Raw genomic sequence first — 16187 nt, forward strand, 5'->3', positions numbered from 1 at the left:
GGCCCGCAGGACAGCTAGTCCTTGATGAGCAGGATCGGGTCGCCGTCGAAGGAGTCGTAGGGGTTCGGGTCGGTGAAACCGCCGTCGTACATGAGGCCGGCCGGAGCCTTGCCACCGGCGGGAGCCGCCGCGACGTAGCACTGCGTGATCGGCTCGCCGCCATCGAACTCCTCGGTGAACGACTCGGATCCGCACTCGTCCCACCCGATGAGCGTGGCCTCCTGGACCTTCTCACCATCGGCGTCGACGGGTGCGAAGGAGGTCGCGTCGCTGTTGAACGCCACCGGGTCGCCCGACACCTTGGTCATCTCGAGGCGGATAAGTGTGATGTCGTAGCCGTCGAGTTCTCCGCCGTCGAACTGCGTCTTGAGGAACGCGACCTGGTCGGCGGTCGCGGGGGTGACCTCGGTCAGCTTCGCGCTGATGAGCGCGGTGACGCCGTCGGTGCCCTGCGACTCGTAGACGATCGGCTCATCGATCCCGACCTGCGCTCCAGGCTCGGTGACCTCACCATCGGCCGATCCGGTCGAGGTCGGCTTCGACGTCGCGGACGACGAAGCCTTCTCCGTCGGCTTCGCGTCGGGGGCCGACGGCGTGGAGCATCCCGCCAGCACGAGCATGGCTGCGACAGGGAGCGTGATCAGGGCGGTGACTCGGGAGAGCTGCATCGGGGTTCCTTTCGGCGGCGGACCCCTGCAGTCTGTCCCGCGCGCCGACGCCGCGCGATGGGGACAACTCCCCACCGGGACGGCCCGCCCCCGGCCGTCAATTTCCGGCAGGATCCCCCACGCCCTCTCAGGAACCTCTCTGCTCGCGTTCATCCGAGCGGCGGACGATGAGACGACGCGCCAGGTTGTCGCGTCCGAGGGGAACCCATGACTGCGACGATCACCGTCCCGACCGCGCCCTCGCGCCGTCGGTGGGACGCCCTCCACACCCTCCTCGGCGGCCGCGCCATACCCTGGGTCGTCGGCCTGTTCGCCACCCTCGTCTCGCTCATCGGCATCGGGACGCCGTCGTACTGGGGTGACGAGGCGGCGAGCGTCCTCGCCGCCGAACGTCCGCTCCCCGTCATGTTCGGGATGATCGGCCACATCGACGCCGTCCACGGCCTGTACTACGCGTTCCTGCACGTCTGGACCGGAGCCTTCGGTACCGCCGAGGCCGTCACGCGGTTCCCGAGTGCTGTCGGGGTCGGTCTGGCCGCGGCCGGCACGGTCGTGCTCGCGAGGGCGCTCTTCACCCCGGCGATCGGCATCACGGCTGGCCTCGTGTTCGCCGTGATCCCCCAGGTCACGAGGATGGGCGCCGAAACACGTTCCTATGCGTTGGGCATGGCTGCGGTCGTGTGGCTGACGGTGTGGTTCGTGTCGCTCGTGCGTCGTCGGTCCACATCACGCCGCAGCTGGGCCCTCTTCGCCGTCGCGAGCGCCGCCTCGATGTACCTGTTCCTGTACCTCGCGATGCTCCTCCTCGTGCACGCCACGTGGATGGTGCTCCAGCGCCCCGGGCGGCGGGTGATGCGAGCCTGGGGCTGGTCCCTCGTCGGGGCACTGGTCCTCGGCGCTCCGATCGTGATCGCGGGCATCGCGCAGCGCGAGCAGATCGCGTTCCTGGGCAGGCGGGACTACGCGACGCCGGAATCGGTGCTCGTCGGCCAGTGGTTCCAGACGCCGGCCTTTGCCGTGTTCGCGTGGCTGCTGATCGTGCTCGCTCCCATCGGAGTTCTCGTGGTCCGCCGATCCTCCCGACAGCGTCGCGCACTGGCGATGATCGCCGTCTGGGCCCTCGCACCGACGGCGCTGCTCATCATCGGCAACACCCTCGTGACGCCGATGTACAACCTGCGCTACGTCACCTTCTGCGTCCCGGCCGTCGCGATCATGATGGCGCTCGGACTCCGGACGATCGTCGACGTCCTGCCGAAGCGGGTCGACCGCACGGTGGCGACCGCGGCCGGTGTCGCGCTCGTGCTGGCGCTCGCGACCCCGGTCCTCGTGGAACAGCGTGGCCCGTTCGCGAAGGACGACGGCAGCGACCTCCGGCAGACCGCGGAGGTCGTCCAGGCCCACGCCTCGCCGGGCGACGCGGTCGTCTTCGACCAGTCCGTGAAGCCCTCGCGCAAGTCGCGGCTCGCGATCGACCTCTACCCGCAGGCCTTCGCCGGCCTCGACGATGTGGCGCTCGAGACGAGCTACCGCGACCGCCCCGAGCTCTGGGACCTTGCCGCGCCGCTGGCGGACATCCACGACCGGCTCATCGGCCACGACACCGTCTGGGTCGTCGAAGGGTCGAGCACCTCCCCGGACGTAGCGGATCTGGAGGCCCTCGGCTACCGCGTCGAGCAGCGCATCCCCGTCAACCGCAGCATCGTCTTCGAGCTGGTCAGGTCGTGATGCAGTGGTGATGCGGCCCCTCCCGAACCCGCGCGCGCTGCTCCGGCGCCCGATCGTCCGCGAGGTCGCCGCCTTCGGCCTCGTCGGCGGCGTCGGCTTCCTCGTCGACGTCGGGGTCTTCAACCTCCTCGCGTACACCGTGTTCCTCCACACCGGCACCTCCGGGCTGCTCGTGGCGAAGGGTGTCTCCACGACGCTCGCCATCGTGGCCAACTGGGTGGGCAACCGGCTCCTCACCTTCCGCGCCCATCGGCGCTCGGACGTCGCCCGCGAAGCGCTCGAGTTCGGCATCGTGAGCCTCGCGGGAGGCGCGATCGCCCTGGGCTGCCTCTGGGTCTCCCACGACGCACTGCACCTGACGACACCGTTGGCGGACAACGTGTCGGCGAACATCGTCGGCCTGGCCCTCGGCTCCGCGTTCCGCTTCGTGCTGTATCGCTTCTGGGTGTACGGGCCACGGGCGGAGCGGACCGGGTCGATCCCGGTGCGCGTGGACCCGTGAGGTCGTCCGGTCAGCGACTCGCGTTGTGCCGGGAGACCGCGTCGCTGACCCAGGAGAACTCGTCGACGAACCGCGAGAGGAGTCGGGCGAGCTCCACGCGATCGTGTTCGCTCCACTTGCCGACGAGCGTGTTGTAGACCTGCTGGGCCGCCTGCCGGTGCCGCTCGAGGGCCGTGCGTCCCTCCTCCGTGGCGCTGACGAGCACCGCTCGACGGTCGCTCGGATCCGTCTCCCGGACGACGAGACCACCCTCCTCGAGGCGACGGACCTCGGCCGTCGCGGTCGACTTGTCCACGTCCATCCAGCCCGCGACCGTCGACATGCGGATCGGGCCGGCGGTGATCACGTACTCGAGGAGCCACGCGTCCGTGCCGGTCAGGGCTGCGCCTTCGGCGTCGTGCAGGGAACGGCGGTTGTCGGCCCGGGTGGACCATCGGAGCACGGACGCGAGCGACGCCTGGATGACGGCGCCGGCGTCGGCTGGGTCGACCTCATCGCTCATAGCTGAATTCTTCCTGAATACCGGCGTTCGGGTGTTGGTTCGACCATACCAACTATATAGTGGGACGGCACCAACTAAACGTCACCCGTCCCCCACCTCGAGCGCTGCGGAGAATACAGCCCATGGAAATCCCCGGATACGTCTGGCTGCTGACGATCGTCGGCATCCTGGCCCTCCTCGCCTTCGACTTCATCTTCCACGTACGCAAGGCCCACGAGCCGACGCTGCCGGAAGCCGCGAAGTGGTCGGCCCTCTACGTCGGTTTCGCCCTCATCTTCGGTGTCGGCGTCCTCATCTTCGGCGGCGGGACGCTCGGGTCCGAGTACTTCGCCGGCTACATCACGGAGAAGGCCCTGTCGGTCGACAACCTCTTCGTCTTCCTCATCATCATGTCGAGCTTCCGCGTGCCGCGTGCCGACCAGCAGAAGGTGCTGCTCTTCGGCATCGTCTTCGCGCTGATCGCCCGTACCGGGTTCATCTTCCTCGGCGCCGCCGCGGTCAACGCGTGGTCCTGGCTGTTCTACATCTTCGGCGCGTTCCTCATCTTCACCGCCGTCAAGCTGCTCCGTCCGGAGGAGGAGAACGACGACGAGGCGAACAACTTCGTCATCCGACTCGCCAAGCGCCTCTTCAAGACGACCGACCGCTACGACGGCGACAAGCTCGTCACCATCGAGAACGGCAAGAAGGTCCTCACCCCGATGCTGCTCGTCATGGTCGCCATCGGCGGCACCGACCTGCTCTTCGCGCTCGACTCGATCCCCGCGATCTTCGGCCTCACGCAGAACGCGTACATCGTCTTCACGGCGACCGCGTTCTCGCTCCTCGGCCTCCGTCAGCTCTACTTCCTCATCGACGGCCTGCTCGACCGCCTCATCTTCCTCAGCTACGGCCTGGCGGCGATCCTCGGTTTCATCGGTGTGAAGCTCGTCCTGCACGCGCTGCACGAGAACACCCTGCCGTTCATCAACGGCGGTGAGCACGTCCCGGTCTTCGAGATCGAGACGGGCCTCTCGCTCGCGGTCATCGTCGGCATCCTCCTCGTGACGGTCCTGCTGTCGCTCCTCAGCCCGGCGGGCCGTGCCCACACGATCATCAGCGACGCCCGCAGCCAGGCCAAGAAGATCGTGCTCCACGCGGACTCCCCCGAGGACATCCCGGTCGGCCACCACGTGGACGAGGTCGAGCTCGAGACGAGCTACACCCGCATGGTCGAGCGCCAGAAGTCCTTCGCCAACCTGAAGCCCAAGCACCAGGCGAAGGCGGCCGACGACGAGGAGCTCCAGCGGCTGCTCGCCCGAGCCCACGAGCTGCAGACCAAGGGCTCCGACTCACGCGGCCTGCTCTGAACGGACCGGGAATCCGGGCGCTCGCCCGGCTGAACCGATAACGTGGACGTGCGCTCCCGGCTTCGGCCGGGGCGCACGTCCCACACCTCACCACCAGCTACACGATGAAGCATCAAGGAGACGGAACCATGGGTCTGAGTCTGGAAAAGGGCCAGTCGCTCTCACTGACGAAGCAGGACGGTGGCTCGCTCACGCGGATCCGTCTCGGCCTCGGCTGGGACGGCGTCGCACCGGTGAAGCGCGGCTTCTTCGGTCGTGCAGCCTCCGCGCCCGACATCGACCTGGACGCCTCGGCGATCTTCTTCGACGCCACCGGCAAGGTCCTCGACACCATCTGGTTCCAGCAGCTCGCGAGCAAGGACGGCTCGGCCACCCACACCGGCGACAACCTCACCGGCGCCGGCGACGGTGACGACGAGACCATCCTGGTCGACCTCTCGAAGGTGGCGCCGTCGGTCCAGCAGATCGTGTTCGTGATCAGCAGCTACAGCCGGCAGACCTTCGACACGGTGCAGAACGCCTTCAGTCGCATCATCGACGACTCGACCCCCGGCTCGCCCGAGGTCGCCCGCTACCAGCTCACCGACTCCGGCCCGCACACGGCGATGATCATGTCGAAGGTCTCGCGCGAGGGCAACGGTTGGACCTTCAAGGCGATCGGCGAGCGCGCCAACGGGCGCTCCGTCATGGATCTGCTCGGTCCGGCCGCCCAGGCCCTCTGAGCACCACCCGCAGTAGTCCCCCGCGCGTCAGCGCAGTTCCGAAGGAGAAGCGATCACCATGGCAGGACTCACCCTCGAAAAGGGCAACAACCTCTCGCTCACCAAGACCAGCCCCGGCCTGACGGTCGCGACGGTCGGCCTCGGGTGGGACCCGCGCACCACGAGCGGTGAGGCCTTCGACCTCGACGCCTCGGCGCTGCTGATCGGCGCGAACGGCAAGGTGCGCTCCTCCGCCGACTTCATCTTCTACAACCAGCCCGCCTCGGCGGACGGCTCGGTCAAGCACCTCGGTGACAACCGCACCGGCGACGGCGAGGGCGACGACGAGCAGATCTCGGTCGACCTGAACGCGGTCGGCGCGGACGTCGAGCGCGTGGTCATCGCCGTGTCGATCGACAAGGCCGACGAGCGTCGCCAGAACTTCGGCCAGGTCCGCGGCGCGTACTGCCGCATCGTCGACCAGGACGGCACCGAGATCGTCCGCTTCGACCTCAGCGAGGACGCCGCTCCCGAGACCGCCATGCTGTTCTCGGAGCTCTACCGCAACGGATCCGAGTGGAAGTTCAAGGCCGTCGGCCAGGGCTACACCACCGGTCTCGCCGGCATCGCCGGCGACTTCGGCGTCCCGCTCGGCTGAGCACCGACGCCTCCACCACGAGCAAGCCACACACGAGAGCAAGGTCGACCGCATGAGCACGCCACTCACTCCGCCAGACGCCAACGAACAGGCCGCAGCCTCCCTCGTGCTGCACGCTCCGGACGCACCGGACGTCGTGCAGGCCGAAGAGGCGCCGGGCATGGTCCCGGTCCCGGCGGAGCGCCAGACGGAGATCCAGCAGCAGGCACGCTCGTTCGTGTCCGAGGTCGCGACGCTCGACCCGCGCTCCCCCGAGTTCACGCAGAAGATCGAGGGCATCTCCCAGATCGGCGGCAAGGAGATGGTGCAGTCGAGCGGGTACTCCTCGCGCATGCTCGACCGCTCGTCGACCTCGGTCGCCGGGGCGAAGCGTTCGGGTGACAGCGCGCAGATCAAGGTCGCGACCACACTCGGCGACCTCCGCAGCACCGTCGAGGACCTCACGCCCAACCAGGCGGACCTCGGCGTCGGCCGCAAGATCCTCGGGTTCATCCCAGGCGGCAACAAGCTCGCCAAGTACTTCCAGAAGTACGAGTCCGCGCAGACCCAGCTCGACAAGATCATCAAGTCGCTCATGGCCGGACAGGACGAACTCCTGAAGGACAACGCCTCGCTCGCGGGAGAGAAGGTCCAGCTCTGGGAGACCATGCAGGCGCTCAGTGAGTACGCCGTCTTCGCCAAGGCGCTCGACGCCGCGTGCGTCGCCAAGATCGACGAAGCCCGGTCCGCCGGACGCATCGAAGAGGCGCAGAAGCTCGAGGCCGACGTCCTCTTCCCCGTCCGTCAGCGCCACCAGGACATCCTCACGCAGCTCGCCGTCTCGGTGCAGGGCTACCTGGCGATGGACCTCATCCGCAAGAACAACCTCGAGCTCATCAAGGGCGTCGACCGCGCTCGCACCACGACGATCGCCGCTCTTCGGACCGCCGTCGTCGTCGCGCAGGCCCTCGCGAACCAGAAGATGGTGCTCGACCAGATCGACGCGATCAACACCACGACGAACAACATGATCCTGCAGACCAGCGAGATGCTGAAGGACCAGACGACGCGCATCCACCAGCAGGCGTCCACCTCGGGCGTCAGCGTCGAGACCCTGCAGCGCGCGTTCGACAACGTCTTCCAGACCATGGACGCGATCGACACCTTCCGTGCCGAAGCCGCCAAGAACATGGAGGGCACCGTCAACGCGCTCGAGTCGGGCCTCGAGAAGGCGAAGCCGTACCTCGAGCGCAGCCGTCAGGCCGAGCAGCGCGAACTGCGGTAGCCTCACGCTCGGGTGACCGGGCGCACGGGTCGCTGAGGACGAAGGGGACGAGGGATGGCATTCGGACGACTGCTGAACGCACTGCGAACCGGCGGGGCCGAGCCGCTCGGCGTCGTCGACGCCACGCCGGCGCCCGTCGGTGAGACGGAGGACGAGCAGACCGCTCGCCACCTCGACGAACTCCGCGACTCGGTGCGCTCCGTGGGGCGCGACCTCCCCGCGCTGATCACCTCGCAGCTCCGACAGATCGACGACCAGTTGCGCCTCGTCGTCGCGACGATCGCCGACCAGGGTGCGTCGACCGAGCAGCGCGTGCTCCTCGCCGCGATGGTGACGGACTACCTCCCGAGCCCGCTGCGTTCCTTCCTCGCGCTGCCGGCCGCGGACCGCACCGACGACTCCCGCAGCACGATCGTCTTCGCCCGTCAGCTGGAGCTCATCGAGGAGACCATCCGCGACCTCCTCAACCAGATCCGCATCGGTGCGATCGCCGAACTCTCGACGCACGGTCGGTTCCTCTCCGACAAGTTCCAGGAGCCCGACGTCGGTCTCGTGCTGGGTGCACACTGATGGCGTCGCTGATCGCGGGCGCGAACGCCGCGCTCACCGCCGAGAACCCCGGTCTCGACGCCGTGCTCATCGGGTTCGGCTGGGACGTCATCGCGAGCCGTGGGCCGCAGAGCGAACCCGTGCCGCTGGCGATCATGTGCGGCGACGACGGCAAGGCGCTGTCCGACGACCACCTCGTGTTCTTCAACCAGGTCGAGAGCCAGGACGGCGCGGTCACCTTCTCGTCCGAGGCCGACGACGAGGAGATCGACGTCGAGCTGTCGCGCGTGCCGGACGCCGTGTCGAAGATCGCCTTCCTGCTCTACATCGACCCCGACGTCCGCGGTCCCGGCGACTTCTCGCCCGTGCGCTCGGCGTTCGTCCGCGTCGCCACACCCGACGGTCGGGAGCTCGTGCGCTTCGACGTGCCGATCGCCGAGGTCCGCAGCAGCCAGGCGCTGCTGCTCGCCGAGCTGTACCGGCACCGCTCGGACTGGAAGTTCCGTGCCCTCGGGCAGGGGTACGCCGGCGGTCTCGCGGGCGTGGCGCGCGACTTCAGAATCGACCTCTGAGCCGTGCCGCTCAACACCTCCCCGGTGCGACGGGACATCGACTACCTCCGTCGTCGGGTGAAGCCGAGACCCGCGCCGGTCACGCAGGCGGAGCCCGTGGCGAGCGCCCCGGCGGCACCTGCTCCTGCAGCGCCGGCCGCATCGGCAGCACCGTCGACCGGACTCACGCTCGGTGGGCCGTCGACGCCCGCCGCCGCGACTCCTGCAGCGACGGCATCGGCAGCGTCTGCACCGTCGACGGGACTCTCGCTCGGCGGATCCTCGTCGACCGCTCCCGCTGCGCCGTCGGCACGCCCGGCCACCACGCCCGCCGCAGCTCCGACGACCCCACAGCCCTTCCCCGCCCCGACGGCCGAGGAGGTCCGCGTCCTCGACGACGAGACCCCGCTGGTCCGGCTCGACCCGCGTCAGTCCGCGATCGGCAGCCTCATCGTCGGCGGAGCGACGGCGATCGTGTGGGAGACCGTCGAGCTCGTCACGGGTGTCGCGACGGCCGACGGTGTCGACGGCACGCCCGTGACGACGCCCGGCAACCGGCCGCTGCTCGGCTTCGACGGCGGCGACGCGATCCTCGCCCTCCGACACGTGCACCTCATCCGTCGAGCGCTGTTCGTCGGCACAGCCGGTCGTCCGCTGACGGTGCAGCTCTTCGACGGCGAGAGCTTCGCAGCCGCCGATGAGACCGGTGCCGCCCCGGTCGTCTCGCTGCTGCGCATCGGTTCGAGACTCGAACTCCGCCTCGAACCGCTTCCCGCCGAGATCCCCCTCCAGACGCTCCTGCAGCAGTTCGGCTTCGAGCCGACGCCGTACGTCGTCGCCCGCGAACCCCGGAGACGATGACCATGCGCCACTTCAGTTACGTCGACGACAAGCGCGCGTCGCGGTTGTTCCACAAGCTCCCGAGCCCCATCAGCATCGACTCCCCACCGGAACACGTGGCGGCGGCACTCGGCGCGACGCTCTACAGTCCCGGCACGCGCCCGACGCTCGCGAAGGACGTCGTGAAGCAGGCGAAGCACGGCTGCCTGAGCATGGTGCTGTGCCTCGAGGACTCGGTCCCCGACGACGCGGTCGAGTTCGCCGAGACGAACGTCGCGGAGGCCATGCAGCAGCTCGCCGCCAAGAGCTCAGGGTCCAAGCGCCCGGTGCTGCCGCTGCTCTTCATCCGCGTCCGCACGCCCGAGCAGCTCGAGCGGGTCGCCGGGCTCCTCGGTCCGGGACTCGACCTCCTGAGCGGCTTCGTCATCCCCAAGTACGAGAACAGCGACGGGGTGGCGGACCGCTTCTTCGAAGCACTCGGTCGCGTGCAGCGCGACTACGGGCAGGACGGGTCGAACGGCGCGCGTCGGCTCCGGGTCATGCCGATCCTCGAGTCGCCGCGGATGATCCACCGCGAGACCCGCGACGACACCCTCTCCGGGATCGTCGACGTCACCAAAGCACACCGCGAGGACGTCCTGGCGGTCCGGATCGGCGCCACCGACCTCTCGAGCGCCTTCTCGCTCCGGCGCTCCCGCGACCTCACCGTGTACGACGTGAAACTCGTCTCCTCGGTCATCGCCGACGTCGTCAACGTCTTCGGTCGACCGGGCGACGACTTCGTCATCACCGGCACGGTCTGGGAGCACTTCCACAACGCGGAGCGGCTCATGCGCCCACAGCTGCGCATGACGCCGTTCCAGGACGCGAACGAGGCGCAGCTGCGTCAGAAGCTCCTCCTCAAAGGACTCGACGGCCTCATCCGCGAGATCGCGCTCGACCAGGCGAACGGTTTGCTCGGCAAGACGGTCATCCACCCGAGCCATGTGCCGGTCGTCCACGCGATGTCGGTCGTGAGTCACGAGGAGTACGTCGACGCCCTCTCGGTCGTCGGCGACGTGGGCGGCGGCGCCAACGCCTCCCCGTACCGGAACAAGATGAACGAGATGAAGCCGCATCAGGCGTGGGCGCGCAAGACCCTGCTCCGCGCGGAGGCCTTCGGGGTGGCCGCGGAGGAGACGACCTTCGTCGACCTCCTCGAGACGAGCATGCGGTGACGGTTCGGACGGGCCGCTACTGGGCCACGGCAGAGAACACGACCTTCGTCGACCTCCTCGAGACGAGCATGCGGTGACAGTATCGATGGGCGCATGGACAGGCGGTTTCGTGCGCGACGCCGTCGGCATCGGCCTGCGCTCGGACGCGTCCCGGAGCCTGATCCCGGTGGAGGACCTCGTCGGTCTGGCACTCCGCGACAACCCCAAACGCGCGCAGCTGCTCGTGTCGACGGTCCTCGCCAAACACGTGCCGACCGTGCCCGGCCTAGCGCTCGCCGCCGGCGAACTGCTCGGACTGCTGGTGCGCAGCGCGCTCGACGGCAGCGAACCCGAGACCGCTCCGTTCGACACGGTGGCGCACCTCCTGGCCCGTCGGGAACGGCCGGATGCCGACGGTCTCTCCGCCCTCACCGCCGTCCGTGAGCACCTCGCCCAGCTCCGCGATGCAGCCCCAGCGGCCGGCCCGGAGCTCGTCACCGTCGGCTACGCCGAGACGGCGACCGGGCTCGGCCACATCGTCGCCGACGCGCTCGGCTCGCCCTACCTCCACTCCACGAGGCACGAGGCGGACGTGCCCTTCACGCCGTTCGAGGAAGAACACTCGCACGCGAGCGACCATCGCCTGTATCCGAGCGACCCCGCGTGGGCCACGGCCGGCGGGACCACGGTGCTCGTCGACGACGAGTTGAGCACCGGCCGCACCGTCCGCAACACGATCACCGCGCTGCACGCCACCACGCCGCAGGCGCACTGGGTGGTCGCGGGACTCATCGACCTCCGTTCGGATGCGGACCGACAGCGCTTCGAGGAACTCGCCGACCGCCTGGGGACACGGATCACCGTCGTGGCGCTCGGCGTGGGTGCCGTCGACCTTCCGGAGGACGTCCTCGCCCGCGCGCGAGCGGTCATCGACGCCGCACCCGCCACGTCGGCCGCCGGATCGGCCGCAGCCGGCGACGTCGTCGTCGTGGACGCCTCCGACCTGCCGCCCGTGCGGAGCGCGCGCTTCGGTGCGCCTGGACGCCTGGACGACGCGGTGACCGCCGCGATCACCGACCGGGTCCTTCCGGAGCTGCCGGACGGCGAGGTCGTGGTGCTCGGCTCCGAGGAGTTCATCGCGGTACCGCTGGCCGTCGCCGCCCACCTCGACCGCACGCGCGGAGCGACGCGCTTCTCCACCACCACGCGGTCCCCCATCGCCGTCATCGACCGTGACGACTACGCCATCGCGAGCGCGGTGTCCTTCACCAGCCACGACCGCACGATCGACGGCTTCGGACCCCGCTTCGCCTACAACCTCTCCCGCGGTGGTTCACGGTTCGCGGCGGTGGTCCTGTTCCCGGAGCCGGGCGCCGACCGCGAGCTCCTGCTCCGGCCCGACGGCGTCGTCGAGGCATTGCGGACCGCCACCGACCACGTCATCGTCGTCCTCCTCTCCGAATCCGTCCCGACCCCAGCCGAATGGAACCCCGCACCGTGACCATCGACGCCGCCGCCCTCCCCGAGCCGCTCACCGGACCGGACTTCGGGTCCTACGACGCCTCGGAGGTGCGCTGGCTCCTGACCGACCTCGGCGACACCCGCCTCGAGGCCGACGCCTCCGAACGCGAGGCCGCGATCCAGAGCGGGCGCGCGCATTACGCCGAGTCGCTGCCCATCGAGTACCTGCCCTCCCCCGAGTACGAGGAGCTCTATCGCGACGCCCTCGCGCGGTCGAGCCGGCGCCTCGCGGTGGCCGTCGGCGTCGTCACCGACCTCGTCCTGGCCTCCCGTGCGGACCGCCCCGTGTTGGTCTCCCTCGCCCGCGCCGGAACGCCCATCGGGATCCTCATGCGTCGCTGGGCGATGGAGGTCCGTGGGATCGATGTGCCGCACTACACGATGAGCATCGTGCGCGGGGTCGGCGTCGACGGGACCGCGCTGCGCTACCTCGCGGCGCATCACGACCCGGAGCAGATCGCGTTCGTCGACGGCTGGACCGGCAAGGGCGCCATCGCGCGCGAGCTGACGGCGGCGCTGGAACTCTTCGCCGAGACCGACGGCATCCGCTTCTCCGACGAGCTGGCTGTCCTCGCCGACCCCGGCCACTGCGTGCCCGTGTACGGCACCCGCGACGACTACCTCATCCCCTCGGCGTGCCTCAACTCCACCGTCTCCGGCCTCGTGTCCCGCACGGTGTACAACCGCGAGCTGCTCTCCGACGACCAGTTCCACGGTGCCAAGTTCTACCGCGAGCTGAGCAGTCACGATGTCTCCGGCGCCTTCCTCGACGCGGTCTCGGGCCGCTTCGCCGAGGTGGTCGACGACGTCGCCGCGGGTGTGGAGGAGGCCTCGACGGCCGACCGTGAACCGAGCTGGATCGGCTGGGAGGCCGTCGAACGGATCCGGGAACAGTACGACATCCCGACCGTGAACCTCGTGAAGCCGGGTGTCGGCGAGACCACCCGCGTCCTGCTCCGCCGAGTTCCGTGGAAGGTGCTCGTGTCGCCGGACGCCCTCGACGACGTCGCGCACGTGCTCCTGCTCGCCGAGCAGCGCGGTGTGCCGGTCGAGATCGTGCCCGGGTTGCCCTACAGCTGTGTCGGCCTCATCAACCCGTTGAGCGACGCCGCGGCGGGAGACGCCCAGTGAGCGCCCTCGTCGCCTGCGACCTGGATCGCACCCTCATCTACTCGCCGAAGGCGTTCTGGCTCGAGACGCCGGACCCCGAGGCGCCGTCGATCATCGTCTCGGAGCTCTGGAACGGCGTGCCGATCTCGTTCATGACGCGCGACTCGGAGCGCCTGCTGATCGAGCTGCGCTCGCAGGCCGTGTTCATGCCGGTCACGACGCGGACGGTGGCGCAGTATCAGCGGGTGCAGCTGCCGGGCGGCGCGCCCGCCTACGCGATCACGAGCAACGGCGGCGAGATCCTCGTCGACGGCGTCCCGGACGCCGATTGGCGCGACCGGGTGCGAGCGCACCTCACCGACCACACCGCTCCGCTCGCCGAGGCGCTCGCGCGCTTCGAAGAGCTGGCTTCGCCGACCTGGATCCTCAAGACGAACGTCGCCGACGCGCTGTTCTTCTACTCGATCGTCGAGCGCGACGCGATCCCGGCGGGCTGGCTCGAGCAGGTCGAGCAGGAGTGCGAACGGCTCGGGTGGACCGTGTCCCTGCAGGGACGGAAGCTCTACTGCGTGCCGCGGACGCTCACGAAGCACGATGCGGTCAGTGAGGTCGCCCGCCGCCTCGACGGACCACTCGTCCTCGCGGCCGGTGACTCGCTCCTCGACCAGTCGATGCTGGAGACCGCCGACCTCGCGTTCCGGCCGGCGCACGGCGAGCTCGACGACGAGGGCTTCACGATCGACACGCTGACGGTCACCGAGCGGCGCGGCATCCTCGCCGGCGAGGAACTGCTGCAGCTGATGACGGCTGCGGCCGTCCGGGGCCGCTGACCCGAGGCCCGATCACCAGGGCAGGTCGAGACTCGGTACCAGGCCGCCCGCGGCCGCGCCGGAGCCCGGGCACACGAGCACGCCATCGGCGTCGGCGAGCCCGCGGAGCATGGCTGCTCCCTGCCATGGCGTCGGCTCCGCATGCGGCGTCGCCGAATCGGGATCGTGCACCGAGCGGTAGGGGCGCAGCACCGTCCCTGAGCGGGCCCCGTCGACGGGCGAGGCGAGCACCGCCGGTCGCAGGGCCGGGAGCTCGAGTCCCTGGAGGCCGGCGAGCACCGGGTGCACGAGCGTGAGGACGCTGAGCAGGGCGGCGAGCGGGTTGCCGGGCAGGCCGACGAACAGGCGACCGTCCGGCAGCCGCGCGAGCAGCGCAGGGCCACCCGGGCGGACGTCGACGCCGTCCACGAGGAACTCGGCACCCGCGTCGCGGAGCAACGCTCGGACGTGATCGGCTCGGGAGTCGCCGGTACCACCCGTGGTCACGACGAGGTCCCGCTGGTGGCGGGCGGAAGCGGTGACCGCACTCGTCAGCCCGAGGGCGTCGGCCGTGGTGGGCGCGTCATCGCCGACACGGACGCTGGATGTGACGACGCCTCCGAGCGAGGCGATTACTCCCGGGAGCGATGGGCCGAAACTGTCGCGGACGAACCCCGGGCCGGGAACACCGCTCGTGACGACCTCGTCACCCGTGAGGACCAGGCGGACCCGCGGTGTCGGCACGACGGGCACGCGGTCGAAGCCGGCGCCGGCGGCGACAGCGAGGTGGACGGGACTGAGACGCGTGCCGGCGTCGAGGACGGTCGACCCCGCGGGTGACTCGGTTCCGGCGGGTCGGATGTGCCGCCCCGGCCGCGGTTCCCCGCTCGGGGCGGACGGTGCGGGGTGGAGGCGCGCTGATCCCGAGCCATGCCCGATCACGCCGTGCTCCAGTTGGAGGACCGCATCGGCGCCCGACGGGATCAGCCCACCGGTCAGGACGTCGACCGCGACACCGTCGCTGAGTCCGACCGACCGCGCGCGCTCGGCGTCCTCACCGGTCAGCAGGGTCCACGGGCCGCTCCCGGCCACCACCCAGCCGTCCATCGCCGAGGAAGCATAGTGCGGGATCGCGATGGGCGAGACGAGCGGCGCCGCGAGCATGTGTCCGAGGGCCTCGGCGAGCGTCAGGGTGTCGACGACGTCGGACCGATGCGCCGCACCCGTCGCATGCGCGATGCTGCGAGCGTCCCACCAGGAGGCCCTCGTCATGCGGTCGTGTCCGAGGCGACCAGCCGTTCGACGGCCGCGGTCGCAGCCTCGGCGGCGGCGACCGGATCCGCACCGCTCGCGAGCGCCTTCCCGACCGCGATACCGACGAGGTAGGTGGTGAGCGGGGCGGCGGGACGCCGCACGGCGTGCGCGGCCGTGCCCGCGAGTCCGAGGACCGCGTCGATGTCGACCGCGACGTCGCCGAGCTCCAGCTCGGCGGACACTCGTTCGGTCCAGTCCGCGAGGACGGCATGCAGGTCATCGGTCATGGGAGACGCTCCTCAGGGTCGGCGGTCGGCGTGGTGGACATGTTCGGCACCGGCGACTCGGCGGCGGCACCGACCCCGAGTTCGGCGGCGTCGGCCCAGGTGTCGACGTCGGCCGAGCCGCCGTCGGGAACGGACACCTGGCGGAGGACGAGTCCGGCGAGCAGCTGGCGGACGGAGACACCCGCGAGGTCACCGCCGGGTTGTGACGTCCGCAGTGCGGCGACCCGGCGTTCCAGGGCCTCCCGGTGGTAGACGGCGAGCAGCGACTGCTCACGACCGGAGTCGTCGACCGCGACCCAGCCGTCGGCATCGGTCCCGGCCGCGGCGGCTGTGGCTGCTTCGAGCACCACGGTGAGCGCCGGCGCGGCATCCGGCATGTCGCAGGCGAGGACGGCGACCTGTGCGGGGCCCTCGGTCGCGACGCCATCACGCAGGGCGTCCAGGCCCGCGGCGATGGCCGCAGCGGGGCCGCCGAAGGCGGGGCGCTCGCGGACGAAGCGGACCGGAGCGGTCGTCTCGAGCTCGGGGCCGACCACGACGACACGGCCGCCGGCCGCCCGCGCAGCATCGATCGCGAGCTGGAGGAGCGTCCGCCCGTCGCGGAGCAACGACGCCTTCGCGACGCCGCCGAGGCGGGAGGACCGCCCTCCCGCGAGGATGATCGCATCGACGGACATGGCACCAGCCTAAGCCGCGAT

The 16187-nt window shown here is 70.1% G+C and carries 18 protein-coding genes; 13 read left to right on the forward strand and 5 right to left on the reverse strand.

Annotation, left to right across the window (positions count from 1 at the left end):
- Window positions 1-14: 14 nt before the first annotated feature.
- On the reverse strand, window positions 15-668 hold the full coding sequence (locus AC4PMY_RS08185) for a hypothetical protein (RefSeq protein ID WP_064295872.1): 654 nt from the start codon (window positions 666-668) through the stop codon (window positions 15-17).
- A gap of 207 nt (window positions 669-875) precedes the next feature.
- On the opposite strand from AC4PMY_RS08185, the gene AC4PMY_RS08190 reads away from it, so the two are divergent.
- Both AC4PMY_RS08190 and AC4PMY_RS08195 read left to right on the forward strand, forming a co-directional pair.
- Window positions 876-2396 carry a glycosyltransferase family 39 protein gene (locus AC4PMY_RS08190; protein WP_491622419.1) on the forward strand — a complete coding sequence of 507 codons (1521 nt, stop codon included), beginning with the start codon at window positions 876-878 and terminating at the stop codon, window positions 2394-2396.
- Between the two features lie 10 nt (window positions 2397-2406).
- Window positions 2407-2898, forward strand: coding sequence for a GtrA family protein (locus tag AC4PMY_RS08195; RefSeq protein WP_064295870.1), 492 nt, complete (start codon window positions 2407-2409; stop codon window positions 2896-2898).
- A gap of 10 nt (window positions 2899-2908) precedes the next feature.
- Here the strand turns inward: AC4PMY_RS08195 and AC4PMY_RS08200 are convergent, their stop codons facing one another.
- Complete coding sequence (locus AC4PMY_RS08200; protein ID WP_064295869.1) at window positions 2909-3400, reverse strand: MarR family winged helix-turn-helix transcriptional regulator; 492 nt, start codon at window positions 3398-3400, stop codon at window positions 2909-2911.
- A 122-nt stretch (window positions 3401-3522) separates the two neighbouring features.
- Here AC4PMY_RS08200 and AC4PMY_RS08205 point away from each other — a divergent pair, with 122 nt between their 5' ends.
- The 11 genes from AC4PMY_RS08205 to AC4PMY_RS08255 all read left to right on the forward strand — a co-directional run bounded on the left by AC4PMY_RS08205 (window position 3523) and on the right by AC4PMY_RS08255 (window position 13969).
- Window positions 3523-4749, forward strand: a complete 1227-nt coding sequence (locus tag AC4PMY_RS08205) for a TerC family protein (RefSeq protein ID WP_491622420.1) — start codon at window positions 3523-3525, stop codon at window positions 4747-4749.
- 128 nt (window positions 4750-4877) lie between these two features.
- A complete protein-coding gene (locus AC4PMY_RS08210) occupies window positions 4878-5471 on the forward strand; it encodes a TerD family protein (protein WP_064295867.1) in 594 nt (197 codons plus the stop codon).
- Window positions 5472-5529: 58 nt separating this feature from the next.
- Entirely contained in the window at window positions 5530-6108 is a 579-nt protein-coding gene (locus AC4PMY_RS08215; protein WP_064295866.1) for a TerD family protein, read from the forward strand.
- A gap of 52 nt (window positions 6109-6160) precedes the next feature.
- The gene (locus AC4PMY_RS08220) at window positions 6161-7372 is read left to right on the forward strand and encodes a toxic anion resistance protein (RefSeq protein WP_079000817.1); all 1212 of its coding nucleotides are present in this window, start codon (window positions 6161-6163) and stop codon (window positions 7370-7372) included.
- A 54-nt stretch (window positions 7373-7426) separates the two neighbouring features.
- Window positions 7427-7942, forward strand: coding sequence for a hypothetical protein (locus AC4PMY_RS08225; protein WP_491622421.1), 516 nt, complete (start codon window positions 7427-7429; stop codon window positions 7940-7942).
- A complete protein-coding gene (locus tag AC4PMY_RS08230; RefSeq protein WP_064295863.1) occupies window positions 7942-8493 on the forward strand; it encodes a TerD family protein in 552 nt (183 codons plus the stop codon). The genes AC4PMY_RS08225 and AC4PMY_RS08230 overlap by 1 nt, the downstream gene beginning before the upstream one ends.
- Before the next feature lie 3 nt (window positions 8494-8496).
- On the forward strand, window positions 8497-9333 hold the full coding sequence (locus tag AC4PMY_RS08235; protein ID WP_491622422.1) for a hypothetical protein: 837 nt from the start codon (window positions 8497-8499) through the stop codon (window positions 9331-9333).
- 2 nt (window positions 9334-9335) lie between these two features.
- Complete coding sequence (locus AC4PMY_RS08240; RefSeq protein WP_071261351.1) at window positions 9336-10529, forward strand: HpcH/HpaI aldolase/citrate lyase family protein; 1194 nt, start codon at window positions 9336-9338, stop codon at window positions 10527-10529.
- Window positions 10530-10614: 85 nt separating this feature from the next.
- Complete coding sequence (locus AC4PMY_RS08245) at window positions 10615-12009, forward strand: phosphoribosyltransferase domain-containing protein (RefSeq protein ID WP_491622423.1); 1395 nt, start codon at window positions 10615-10617, stop codon at window positions 12007-12009.
- Complete coding sequence (locus tag AC4PMY_RS08250; RefSeq protein WP_491622424.1) at window positions 12006-13160, forward strand: cysteine protease StiP family protein; 1155 nt, start codon at window positions 12006-12008, stop codon at window positions 13158-13160. The genes AC4PMY_RS08245 and AC4PMY_RS08250 overlap by 4 nt, the downstream gene beginning before the upstream one ends.
- Complete coding sequence (locus AC4PMY_RS08255; protein ID WP_064295858.1) at window positions 13157-13969, forward strand: HAD family hydrolase; 813 nt, start codon at window positions 13157-13159, stop codon at window positions 13967-13969. Before AC4PMY_RS08250 ends, AC4PMY_RS08255 begins: the two co-directional genes overlap by 4 nt.
- Window positions 13970-13981: 12 nt before the next feature.
- Here AC4PMY_RS08255 and AC4PMY_RS08260 read toward each other — a convergent pair whose 3' ends face one another.
- The 3 genes from AC4PMY_RS08260 to mobA are packed head-to-tail and all read right to left on the reverse strand — an operon-like array spanning window position 13982 to window position 16166.
- Complete coding sequence (locus tag AC4PMY_RS08260) at window positions 13982-15220, reverse strand: molybdopterin molybdotransferase MoeA (protein WP_491622425.1); 1239 nt, start codon at window positions 15218-15220, stop codon at window positions 13982-13984.
- A complete protein-coding gene (locus AC4PMY_RS08265) occupies window positions 15217-15489 on the reverse strand; it encodes a DUF6457 domain-containing protein (RefSeq protein ID WP_064295856.1) in 273 nt (90 codons plus the stop codon). The genes AC4PMY_RS08260 and AC4PMY_RS08265 overlap by 4 nt, the downstream gene beginning before the upstream one ends.
- Window positions 15486-16166 carry a molybdenum cofactor guanylyltransferase gene (mobA, locus tag AC4PMY_RS08270; protein ID WP_491622426.1) on the reverse strand — a complete coding sequence of 227 codons (681 nt, stop codon included), beginning with the start codon at window positions 16164-16166 and terminating at the stop codon, window positions 15486-15488. Before mobA ends, AC4PMY_RS08265 begins: the two co-directional genes overlap by 4 nt.
- Window positions 16167-16187 lie beyond the last annotated feature (21 nt).

This window comes from Plantibacter sp. MDV22-iso1 (assembly GCF_058408345.1).

Coding starts and splice junctions, on each gene's coding strand:
- AC4PMY_RS08185 (WP_064295872.1), bottom strand. CDS start 668: ATGCAGCTCTCCCGAGTCACCGCCCTGATCACGCTCCCTGTCGCAGCC.
- AC4PMY_RS08190 (WP_491622419.1), top strand. CDS start 876: ATGACTGCGACGATCACCGTCCCGACCGCGCCCTCGCGCCGTCGGTGG.
- AC4PMY_RS08195 (WP_064295870.1), top strand. CDS start 2,407: ATGCGGCCCCTCCCGAACCCGCGCGCGCTGCTCCGGCGCCCGATCGTC.
- AC4PMY_RS08200 (WP_064295869.1), bottom strand. CDS start 3,400: ATGAGCGATGAGGTCGACCCAGCCGACGCCGGCGCCGTCATCCAGGCG.
- AC4PMY_RS08205 (WP_491622420.1), top strand. CDS start 3,523: ATGGAAATCCCCGGATACGTCTGGCTGCTGACGATCGTCGGCATCCTG.
- AC4PMY_RS08210 (WP_064295867.1), top strand. CDS start 4,878: ATGGGTCTGAGTCTGGAAAAGGGCCAGTCGCTCTCACTGACGAAGCAG.
- AC4PMY_RS08215 (WP_064295866.1), top strand. CDS start 5,530: ATGGCAGGACTCACCCTCGAAAAGGGCAACAACCTCTCGCTCACCAAG.
- AC4PMY_RS08220 (WP_079000817.1), top strand. CDS start 6,161: ATGAGCACGCCACTCACTCCGCCAGACGCCAACGAACAGGCCGCAGCC.
- AC4PMY_RS08225 (WP_491622421.1), top strand. CDS start 7,427: ATGGCATTCGGACGACTGCTGAACGCACTGCGAACCGGCGGGGCCGAG.
- AC4PMY_RS08230 (WP_064295863.1), top strand. CDS start 7,942: ATGGCGTCGCTGATCGCGGGCGCGAACGCCGCGCTCACCGCCGAGAAC.
- AC4PMY_RS08240 (WP_071261351.1), top strand. CDS start 9,336: ATGCGCCACTTCAGTTACGTCGACGACAAGCGCGCGTCGCGGTTGTTC.
- AC4PMY_RS08245 (WP_491622423.1), top strand. CDS start 10,615: ATGGGCGCATGGACAGGCGGTTTCGTGCGCGACGCCGTCGGCATCGGC.
- AC4PMY_RS08260 (WP_491622425.1), bottom strand. CDS start 15,220: ATGACGAGGGCCTCCTGGTGGGACGCTCGCAGCATCGCGCATGCGACG.
- AC4PMY_RS08265 (WP_064295856.1), bottom strand. CDS start 15,489: ATGACCGATGACCTGCATGCCGTCCTCGCGGACTGGACCGAACGAGTG.
- mobA (WP_491622426.1), bottom strand. CDS start 16,166: ATGTCCGTCGATGCGATCATCCTCGCGGGAGGGCGGTCCTCCCGCCTC.